Origin of the sequence: Frankia sp. KB5, from assembly GCF_002099325.1 — a bacterium.
GTDB classification, from domain to species: domain Bacteria; phylum Actinomycetota; class Actinomycetes; order Frankiales; family Frankiaceae; genus Frankia; species Frankia casuarinae.
Map to the genome: position 1 here is coordinate 1 of NZ_MRUJ01000111.1, position 9478 is coordinate 9478.

Annotated in this window: 7 protein-coding genes, 1 tRNA gene, 1 other RNA gene and 3 pseudogenes; 6 read left to right on the plus strand and 6 right to left on the minus strand. The window is 70.8% G+C overall.

Going from position 1 to position 9478, the window contains the following annotated elements; genetic code table 11:
- Both KBI5_RS12220 and ffs read right to left on the minus strand, forming a co-directional pair.
- Nucleotides 1–1057 (minus strand): DNA polymerase III subunit gamma and tau (locus KBI5_RS12220; RefSeq protein ID WP_116289902.1); only part of this gene is annotated, 1057 nt, incomplete at its 3' end.
- Nucleotides 1058–1095: 38 nt separating this feature from the next.
- An RNA gene (gene ffs / locus KBI5_RS12225) (signal recognition particle sRNA small type) lies at nt 1096–1192 on the minus strand.
- A 106-nt stretch (nt 1193–1298) separates the two neighbouring features.
- Here ffs and KBI5_RS12230 point away from each other — a divergent pair.
- Nucleotides 1299–1383, plus strand: a tRNA-Ser gene (locus KBI5_RS12230).
- A 279-nt stretch (nt 1384–1662) separates the two neighbouring features.
- On the opposite strand, the pseudogene KBI5_RS12240 reads toward KBI5_RS12230, so the two are convergent.
- A pseudogene (locus KBI5_RS12240) lies at nt 1663–1896 on the minus strand (zinc ribbon domain-containing protein); the annotation flags it as partial.
- Nucleotides 1897–2025: 129 nt separating this feature from the next.
- On the opposite strand from KBI5_RS12240, the pseudogene KBI5_RS28705 reads away from it, so the two are divergent.
- A pseudogene (locus KBI5_RS28705) lies at nt 2026–2139 on the plus strand (integrase); the annotation flags it as partial.
- 807 nt (nt 2140–2946) lie between these two features.
- Here KBI5_RS28705 and KBI5_RS26990 read toward each other — a convergent pair.
- Together KBI5_RS26990 and KBI5_RS26995 are read right to left on the minus strand one after the other, a co-directional pair.
- Complete coding sequence (locus tag KBI5_RS26990; protein ID WP_206745253.1) at nt 2947–3342, minus strand: hypothetical protein; 396 nt, start codon at nt 3340–3342, stop codon at nt 2947–2949.
- Between the two features lie 169 nt (nt 3343–3511).
- Nucleotides 3512–3748 carry a hypothetical protein gene (locus tag KBI5_RS26995; RefSeq protein ID WP_023840118.1) on the minus strand — a complete coding sequence of 79 codons (237 nt, stop codon included), beginning with the start codon at nt 3746–3748 and terminating at the stop codon, nt 3512–3514.
- Nucleotides 3749–3809: 61 nt separating this feature from the next.
- Between KBI5_RS26995 and KBI5_RS12255 the strand changes: the two genes are divergently transcribed.
- The 4 genes and pseudogenes from KBI5_RS12255 to KBI5_RS12265 all read left to right on the plus strand — a co-directional run bounded on the left by KBI5_RS12255 (nt 3810) and on the right by KBI5_RS12265 (nt 6401).
- On the plus strand, nt 3810–4283 hold the full coding sequence (locus KBI5_RS12255; RefSeq protein WP_011434739.1) for a hypothetical protein: 474 nt from the start codon (nt 3810–3812) through the stop codon (nt 4281–4283).
- 31 nt (nt 4284–4314) lie between these two features.
- A pseudogene (locus KBI5_RS27815) lies at nt 4315–4596 on the plus strand (radical SAM protein); the annotation flags it as partial.
- A gap of 106 nt (nt 4597–4702) precedes the next feature.
- Nucleotides 4703–5287: a glycosyltransferase gene (locus tag KBI5_RS25275; protein ID WP_011434740.1), complete on the plus strand. Its 585-nt coding sequence runs from the start codon at nt 4703–4705 to the stop codon at nt 5285–5287.
- Between the two features lie 85 nt (nt 5288–5372).
- Nucleotides 5373–6401 (plus strand): hypothetical protein, encoded by a 1029-nt coding sequence (locus tag KBI5_RS12265; RefSeq protein WP_085015288.1) that lies wholly within the window; start codon nt 5373–5375, stop codon nt 6399–6401.
- Between the two features lie 37 nt (nt 6402–6438).
- Here KBI5_RS12265 and KBI5_RS12270 read toward each other — a convergent pair whose 3' ends face one another.
- Nucleotides 6439–9447, minus strand: a complete 3009-nt coding sequence (locus KBI5_RS12270) for a TIR domain-containing protein (RefSeq protein WP_241882837.1) — start codon at nt 9445–9447, stop codon at nt 6439–6441.
- Between the last annotated feature and the right edge of the window lie 31 nt (nt 9448–9478).

Sequence of the window (9478 nt, forward strand, 5' to 3'; positions counted from 1 at the left end):
TCAGCCGTGGGCTCGCCGTCCCCCGCATCTCGACCAGGCCGTTGTGCAGGACGTCCGCCGTCCGGGACAGCTCGGCGGGGCCCATCCGGGTGGTCTGCGCCCGCATCCGGTCGATCTGGTCGGGGGAGAAGGATTCCAGCAGGCCGCGGGCGTCCGCGTCCGGAACGGCCGCCATCACGATCAGGTCGCGGAACCGGTCGAGGAGATCGGTCGCGAACCGGCGCGGGTCGTGACCGGCGGAGACGACCTTGTCGACCACGGTGAACAGGGCCGCGCCGTCGCGGTCGGCCAGCGCGTCGACGGTCTCGTCCAGCAAGACGCCGTCGGTCATGCCGAGCAGCGCCACCGCCCGGTCGTAGCGCAGGCCGTCGTCGTCCGCGCCGGCCAGCAGCTGGTCGAGAACGGACAGCGAGTCGCGAACCGATCCGGCGCCCGCCCGCACGATCAGCGGCAACACGGCTGGATCGACGACGACCCCCTCCCGGGCGCAGACCGACGCCAGATGTTCGCGCAGCACGCCCGGCGGAACCAGCCGGAAGGCATAGTGGTGCGTCCGGGACCGGATGGTCGGGATGACCTTGTCCGGTTCGGTGGTGGCGAAGACGAACTTGAGGTACGGCGGGGGCTCCTCGACGACCTTCAGCAGCGCGTTGAACGCCGCCGCGGTCACCATGTGCGCCTCGTCCACCACGAAGACCTTGAACCGGGCCGACGCAGGGGCGAAGAACGCCCGCTCGCGCAGGTCACGGGCGTCGTCAACGAGACCGTGCGACGCGGCGTCGATCTCCGTGACGTCCATCGAGGCGCCCGTCCGGATGCCCACGCACTCGTCGCACACCCCGCAGGGTTCAGGGGTCGGGCCCTGKACGCAGTTCAGCGAGGCGGCGAGGATCCGGGCGGAGGAGGTCTTGCCGCAGCCCCGGGGGCCGCTGAAGAGATAGGCGTGGTGCAGCCGACCGGTGCGCAGGGCCTTGCGCAGCGCGTCGGTCACGTGCTCCTGGCCGACGACCTGAGCGAACGTCGCGGGACGGTAGCGGTTGTACAACGCTGTGCTCACTGACCTGCTCCGCGTGCTCGACGAGACGATCGGCGAAACGAGAGGACCCCCCGCACACCCGCCAGAGCCCGCTTACCCTTGCTGCCTTCCGGCCCTGGGGGGGTTCACGAGGGTAACGCCGCACGAGGGGTCTGCTGTGCAGTCTAGCCCGTGATGGACGATCATGAATTCCGAGGTCTGCCGGGCGGCACGGCGGCAGGCCCGGCGCCCGGCCCCGCAACGATCAGATAGTCTCATCCACGGAGGATTCGCCTAGTGGCCTAGGGCGCACGCTTGGAAAGCGTGTTGGGGGCAACCCCTCGCGAGTTCGAATCTCGCATCCTCCGCCGTTTCGCTGTATTCCGGCAATTATGATCAAGGCTCCTGACCTGGGCGGATTCCGGGTCGGACACAGGGTCACCATCCTCCGATGATCGTTGTGAGAGTCCCGTGAGAGTCCGGCGTGTGCGGGGCACCGCGGTAGCCACCGCCTCGGCGGCCCGCTGGCCGGACGACCGCATCAGGTGGACGTAGAGGTTGCCGGTGATCGCGGTGGAGCTGTGCCCGTGCCGCTTGGACACCAGCGTGATGTCGACACCGTTGCATGTGAGCGTCCAATGGTGCTCTCATGCCGCCTTGCCTCTCGGCGAGGCGCCCCGAGTCTGATCGGCCGAAGCCGCGCTCGGTTCCCGCTTCTTAGCCACCTGCCCGCTTGCGCGGGTCTTACGGTCGTCTCCACGGGCGTTTACCGTCTCCGACGCACTGGCGGCGACGAGGTTGTGCAGGTTGATTGCGGCGTTGTGGTCGCGGTCGAGTACCAGTCCRCAGGACTGGCAGGTGAACGTGCGCTCGGACAGCGTCCGCAGGCGCGCCCCGCGCGGCGATCGCGGAGGGAGGCCGGTGGTCTCCAACGTCGACCGCGCTCGACCGGTACACCCGGCAGACCGACCTCCGCAGGAACCACCCGCTCCGCAACGTGGCGATCCGACCTGCCCCTGCACGACGTCCAGGACGCCGCCGGCCACGCCGACCCGCGCACCACTCAGCGGTACAACCGCGCCCGGCACCCCGCCTACGCCCTCGCTGGACACCGCGCCGGCTGACGGTCACCGCTGCCGTGACACTCTCTGAGCTCGCGGTGCTGGATATGCCCGTCCRTAGGCTCTGAGGAGGGCTTCCCGCTCCGCCGGAGTCGCGCCGCGAAGCACCACGATCAGCCCCAGCAGCCAGACACCGCGGTACAGCGCCTCGGGTACCGCGGTCATCAGAACGATCAGAAACACGGGGTTCCTCCCTTTAGCCAGACCACTCCCTTGTGGAGCGGACCGACCGAGGGCGACCCACATCCGTTCATATCGACGATCATCCGGCTACGGCAAATTATTGATCTTGAAACATCAAGATCTATGATCTTCTATTGATTGACCCGCTATGTGACTGAGATCACGCGATTGGGGGCCGGGGCTGCGGGTTCCGGGCCGGATTCCGGTTCGGGACGGAGCGGCGAATACGCCTTCCCGTCCGTGTCCATCGCAGCGAACACGTTGACCTTGTGACGGATCAGCCCGGCGCGGGCGTACAGGTCATCCATGGCTGTTGCCTTCCTGGAGGATCGCGATCAGGCGCGCTAGGTCATCGCGGGACATGTGCTTAYGGAGAGCGGCAGCGACCGCGGTGGGCGAGGAGACGACGATCCGCGGGTGCCGCCAGCCCATTTCCCGCGCGGCGGCATTTGCGGACATCTGGCCACCGACGACCCTCGCGGCCAGATCTGCGGCCTCGGGATCCGTTACTGCATCTGCGCGTCGCACACCGACGCCGTGACGCTGCCCGCCCGCTATGGGCAGAACGGGCGCCGCCGCGGTCCCTATGGCCGCGGAGCACGCGGTAGGCATGCAGAAAGGCGCGGCTCAGACGTTCGTTCCGGACGTCAGTGCCGGGCGTTGCGCTGCCGCGACCGGTTCGCCGAGCTCCCGGACCGCCGGCATCGTTCCCCAGCGGGCATCCAGGGTGCGCCAGGTCTTCGCGGCTGGTCCGACGACCCACGAAGTCCGCTGGTCTCCGACCGCCTCCAACGCACTGCGCGTCGCAGCGGCGGCCCGTTCCGGGTCCGGTTCGGCCCGGTGCAGGTAGCTGCGGGCGAGGGCGTTGTAGGAGCCGCCGAGGTTCGCCGACCGGCCGCTTCCGAGGTAGGCGTCGACGGCGCGCTGCGCGAACTTCTCGGAGGCCGGGTCCCGCAGGGTGGCGAGGATCGCCGCTGTCTGAGCCACGGCCTGGCCTTCATCGATGCGGACCTCACCGGGCATGACGGGTCCGTTCCACAGGTGGTCCCACATGTCGTCTAGCGCGGCTYGCGCGGTCGACTCGTCGCCCCCGCGGGCGGCGGACCGCGATTCGCAGGCGGCCAGCATGGGCCGCGCGTAGGGGTGCGCGTCACGGCGCCGCTCCGCGGCCACGCTCCGCGCGCGATGCGGATCATTCCGGAAGTAGGCGAACGAGCTGTCCGACCGCGGCGACGCAGTCGGACAGGAGCCGGTCGCCGGCTTCCTGGGCGTGCTGACCGGCAAGATCGAGATAGGTGTCGGAATCCTCCTGCGCGCCGAGGTCGTTGGCGGTCAACGCGAGATAGATCGCGTACTGGCCGGCGCGGAGGTCCAACGTGGTCCGGGTCTTCCCTCGCACCCGGCGATCGAGCATCTGCTCGACGGCCATCCACTCCCGTTCGGCTTCGGCGGCGAGCTCGGCCGGCGGGGTGACGATGTAGGCGCGGGCGATGCGGTTGATGTTCGCCTCGATCTCCCGCAGCGTCGGGGGGCGATGGCGGCGGCGGCCGCGATCCGTCCGGAGATCTGGGCGGCAACGGCAGCGGCTCCGAGCAGGCCGACTGTTCGGCCAGGACGTCGAGCACCGCGAGGCCCTGAACCTCAGCGACGAGCAGGTGAAGATCCTCACCGAGGAGTGCACCCGCTACCAGGGCACCGCCGACACCAACGTCCGCCAGATGGCGCGGACCGTCGCGCTCGTCCACCACCTCCTGTACGGCGGCACGCTGCCCGCGACCGAGCAGATGGAGGAGATCGACCGCCAGCTCGTCCAGTGGGCGGCGCTCGCGCTCGAACTCGCCCGCGCCCAGGTCGCCGGCACCTACCACGGGATGAAGGCCCTCACCCCCGACCAGCTCACGCAGCGCGCCGCCCTCCACCAGGGCGGCGAGCTCCATCCCCCGCGAGCCCTCACCGCCCACTGATCCCCACCGCATCCACCCGCAAGGAGAACAAGTGACCACCACCCTTGCCCCACCGCCGATCGACCGGCTGTCGCTGGAGCTCACCGGCCGCTGCCAGCTTTCCTGTTCCCACTGCTACGCCGACTCGGGCCCGGCCGGCGGGCACGGGCCGATGACCGCGGCCGACTGGGCGGAGGTCATCGACGCTGCCGCCGAGCTCGGGGTCCGCCTGGTGTCGATGATCGGCGGTGAGCCGACGTTGCACCCGGCGCTGCCCGAGTTTGTCGGCCGGGCGCTCGACACCGGCATGACGGTGGAGATCTTCACCAATCTGGTCCGGATCCCGGATGGCCTCTGGCCGACACTGACGCGGCCTGGGGTACGGATGTCCACCAGCTACTACACCGCGGGGCGGCGCCGTCGAGGTGCACCGGGGGCGGATGTGGCGGGGCATGGCGGAGCAGCGCCAGTTCCTGCTCGACGCGTCCCGCGGCCGATATGTGCTCTACCTCGACGACGATGTGCTCTGCGAGCCGGCCCTCGTGGACCGGCTGCTCGCCGCCATCCGCATCCTGCGCTGCGGCTTCGTCGGCACCCCACCGCAGGGGCTGAGCCACGTCACGGACGTGCGGCCGCACGAGCAGAAACCCTTCGAGACCGTTACCGACGCCGCGGACGTCCGGCCGGAGCGGGTGCGCAAGGGCACTCCCGGCTGGGAACGCTGGCGGTTGCACAACGCGGCGAACCTCACCCACATCACCGCCGACCTCGCCCGTCGCGGCCGGCTGCCGGCGGGCGGCTGCCACGACCGCACTGAGGCTCCGCCGGTGCAAAAGTCACGGCTAGTGACCTGCGCCGGGTCGACCGGTGCCGCCGTGGGACGCCGTGGGCCGTGGCCCGCAGGCCGCGGGAGACCACGTTGTGCTGGGTGTTTCCGCTTCCGGCGGGCGGCCGCCCCGGCTAGCGTCCAGCGAGTGTGCAGTCGGACCGGCAGACGGGGCATGATCATGGAAGACGGGGCGTGACCATGGACGATGACCCGTTTCTCGACTGCCCACGGACGGATCATGGTCATGGGAGGCGGGCGACATCCCGAAGCGCAGGTGCGGCATGGGCGACGAGTCCGATCGACGGCGGTTCCTCCGGCTGGCGGCGGGGGCATCCCTGCCACCCGGGCTGTTCATGGTCCGGAGCGGGCGAGTGATCCCGAGAGTGATCGCGTCCGAGGACGTCCTGAACCACATCGACGTCCGCATCGAGCAGATCACCGGGGCGTACGAGCGGACTCCGATCGGCGCGACGAGCGTGTACCTACGCCGGCATCTGCCGGCCGTCCGCTCCCTGCTCGCCGAGGGCGGGCACCCGACCGCCGTCGACGCCCGCCTGCACCGCGCCGCCGGCCGCCTGGCCGCCCTGTGGGCCACCACCCGCCACGACCTCGGTGACATCCCCGGGGCGACGGCCGCGTTCGCCGAGGCGTTCGGCCACGCCGAGGAGGCGCGGGACCGGACACTTCAGTGCTGGGTTCGGCTGTGGCAGAGCTCCCTGGCCCGCAAGTCCGGCCGCCTGACCTCCGCCCTCGCGCTGGCCCGCGCCGCCACGTCCCACGTCGGTGCGGGCTCGCCGGCCGCCAGCCGCGCCGCGGCGATAGAGGCCCGTACCCTGGGCGCGCTCGGTGAACGGGCGGGCGTGCACGAAGCGATCAATCGTGCCTGGCGCATCCAGGGGACGCTGAGTCGCGCGCAGTCGGGTAACCCCGGGTTCTCGATCGACACCCTGCACATGCTGACGCTCGCCGAACTGTCCGCGGCAGCGTACGTCGAACTCGGCCAGCCGGACGCGGCATCGGTCTATACCGACGCCTCGGTGCACCATCTCGATGTCGCCGGGGCGACCGGCCTGCGGTCGATGGCGAGGATCGCCGCGGCTACAGCGGCCCTGTACCGCCACCACGTCGACGAGGCTGAAGCGCTCGTCACCGAGGCACTGGACATCTCCGAGCACCGGCCGAACGCCGTGATGGTCACGCGGACCCACCGGTTCCTCGCGGACGCCCGGCGGATCGCCGGGCGGCGCCAGGGCACGAACAACATCGCCGAACGCCTCGACACCTGGACGTTGCCGTCGTTGCCGAGGTAGCCGTCGTTGCCGAGGTAGCCGCCGGTGCCGCCGGCGGTCACCCCGCGCAGGTGTCCTGGTAGGGCAGGCCGGGAATGTGGAAGCTCCACGCCGACCGGTCGAGCCCGCCCTGGGCCTCGTGGCAGGCGTACTCGACGACGCCGTTGCGGCGGAACGCGTCGACCGCGGCGAGCCGCCACAGCCGGACGGTGCCATCGTTGCCGCCGGAGGCCAGCGTCCCGCCGTCCGGGGAAAACGCCAGCGACAGGACGGAGCGGGTGTGCCCGGTCAGCGGCTGCCCGATCTGCCGCGGCGGGGTGACGCTGGTATCCCAGAGCCATACCCTCCGGCCAGATCCGACCGCGGCCAGGACCTGCCCGTGCGGGGAGAAGGCCACGGCCCGGACCGGTCCGGGGTCGGCGAGAAGGATGCTGGGCGGCCGGGGCCGATCCGGGGCGGTGACATCCGCCAGCATGATTGATCCGTCCTGGCCGGTGGCTCTGAGGCGCCCGTCCGGGGAGAACGCATCCCACGGCGTGGGGAGGGCCGCGGCGGCGTTCACACGCCCCCGCAATTGTGGCCGGTCTGGGTCGGTGACGTCCCACCGCAGCACCGTCCCGTCGACGCCGGTCGCGTCGAGGTTCCGGCTGTCCGGCGAGAACGTCACCGACGTGATCCCGCTGTGCTGGCCGGTGAGGGGCGGGTCGATCCGACGATGTTGACCCTCCGTCACATCCCACAGCACGACCGTTGCGTTCGCGCCGCCGACGGCCAGGATGCGTCCATCCGGGGAAAACGCCACCGAGGTGACGGGATCGCCGCGGCTGGCGAGTGGGTTCGGGTCCTCGGCGAGGGTTTGCAGCAAGTTCGCCCGGCTGTCGGCGCCCCTGTCGGCCTTACCGCCGGCCTCACCACTGGCGGCCTCACCACTGGCGGCCTTACCGCCGGCCGCACCACCGGTACCGGGGTCGATGTCCTCGGCGGCGATGGCGAGTCGTAACGCGCGCACCTGGTCCGTCGCCCGCGCGGCGTCGGCGTCGGCGAGCAGGGTGTGAGTGATCAGGGCGTGCCGCGCCCGTTCGGTGGTGCGCTGCGCCCGTTCCGCGGTGCGCTGCGCCTGCCGGGCGGTGAGGGACTGCCAGGTGGCGACCGCGGCCCCGACGACGGTGAAGACGAGGAGCACGGAAAGGACAGCGATGACCTGCTGGCGGCGTTGACGTTCGTGACGTTCCCGGCGGCGGGCCGCCTCGACGCGCGTACGTTCCTGGCGACGGGCTTCCTCGATCCGCTGGTCGCACGCGTCAATGAACCTCCGCCCGGCCGGTTTGAGATGGACCACCGGCTCCTCACCGGCGCGGAAACGCTCATAGGACTGCCACAGCGTCGTGATGGCGGTGGTCAGCCGGTCCTCGTCCCAGAGCGGGCCGTCGTTGTGCTCCCACTCGGCGGCGGCGCGCTCGACCTTGCCCTCACTGAGCAGGGCGGCTTCCCGTTCCCGGATGACGGCATCCAGTGGCTTCCAGGCGGTCAGCAACGCCTCGTGGACGACCCCGACGGCGGTCCCCAGGCTGTCGCTGGGGGTGGACAGCAGCCATTGGTTCACGAAGACCTGGAAGGTTCTCCGCAACGCGTCGGACGGCAGGTCCTTGAGGTCGATGCGTCGGCGGGTCCGYCGACCGGCCTCGTCGAGCGTGGCGAGCTCGGCCATGCCGACCAGGATCTCCTCCCGGCCCAGCCCGCTCGTCTCCACGGCGTCGTCGAGGACGGCGTCGGCGCGGCGGGCCAGCGCCCCCCGCACGCCACCCAGCTCGTGGTACCGGTCCATCGACAGGGTGCCGCCGCGGGTCTGGTCCTTGGCCAGCTCATGGAGCGTGAACGCCAGCAGCGGCAGCGCCTCGCCGTCCTCGGTGTCCGCGACCATCCTGGCGACCAGCTCCGGCTCCACGTGCAGGCCGGCTACCCGGGCCGGCTCGGTGATGACGACCGGCAGCATGTCCCGGGCCAGCGGGCGGAGGGGGAAGACGTGCAGGTTGACCCCGCCCTGTTCGGGGGGGCCGCTCAGTTCGGGCAGGGCGAAGACCTGGTCCTGGAACTCGGAGCGAAGCGCCATGACCACCCGCACGGGACCGGTGACCCCATGCCGCAACAGGGTCGCCAACCGGGCCCGTTCCTCTTCGTCCGATCGGGTGAACAGCTCCTCGCCCTGATCGATGATCAGTAGCAGCAGGCTGTCCCGCACCGGGCCGGAGCCGGCCGTCAGAAGTTCCTCGGCCAGCCCCATCAGGGCCAGGTCGTCCTCCCTGAGCTGCCGGTCGATGTCGGTGACCGCCCACTGCTGGCCGACACGCCTCGCAGCCTGGGTCAGGGTGTGGGCGAGCTTGCGGACCGGGTCCCGGCCCGGCCAGAAGGGGTCGGCCACCTCCCAGCCGGGCTCGCCCGCCAGCTGGGCCGGCAGGCCGGCGGTGACCAGCGACGACTTGCCGCATCCGGAGGCGCCGACCACCAGTAGCAGACGCTGTTCACCGAGGGAGCGTAGCCGGTGGGTGAGTCGCCGCAGCTCGTTGCCGCGCCCGTAGAACACCTTGGCCATGTCCCGGGTGAACGGCCGCAGACCCGGGAACGGGGACCGGTCGTCCGCCCAGCCCAGCCCGCCGCCGGCCTCGACGCGCCGCAGCCCAATGTTCAGGTTGTCGGCCCACCCCGGATTCTCGTGCAGGTGAACGTGCTGCCGGTCCTCCAGAAGCGGGGAGGTGACCGTCGGCTCCACGCGCAGCGGCAGCAGCAGGCTGCCGACCTCGTAGGCGATTCCCAGTTCGTAGGCGCACCACGGGGAGGCGTTGTAGGCGTTGGTGATGACACAGACCACGGCGTCGGYGGCTCGCAGCTCGCGGTGCAACCGATCCTTCCACATGTCGCCGGGCTGGACGCCCACCCGGATGTTCTGAGCGAGGAACACCCGGTGGCCAAGAAGGGTCAGCGTCTGATGCACTCTGTCGGCCAGCTCCGCGTCGGAGCCCGCATGGCTGACGAAGACTCGTGCCACCATCGCCCCCAGGACTCGCCGCATTTGCCGCGCACATTCTCGCGGACATTCTATG

Bases quoted from the DNA above. Each gene is read 5' to 3' on its own strand.
- KBI5_RS26995 (WP_023840118.1), bottom strand. From the start codon at position 3,748: ATGGCCGTCGAGCAGATGCTCGATCGCCGGGTGCGAGGGAAGACCCGG.
- KBI5_RS12265 (WP_085015288.1), top strand. From the start codon at position 5,373: ATGGGCGACGAGTCCGATCGACGGCGGTTCCTCCGGCTGGCGGCGGGG.
- KBI5_RS26990 (WP_206745253.1), bottom strand. From the start codon at position 3,342: ATGCCCGGTGAGGTCCGCATCGATGAAGGCCAGGCCGTGGCTCAGACA.
- KBI5_RS12255 (WP_011434739.1), top strand. From the start codon at position 3,810: ATGCGGTTGATGTTCGCCTCGATCTCCCGCAGCGTCGGGGGGCGATGG.
- KBI5_RS25275 (WP_011434740.1), top strand. From the start codon at position 4,703: ATGTGGCGGGGCATGGCGGAGCAGCGCCAGTTCCTGCTCGACGCGTCC.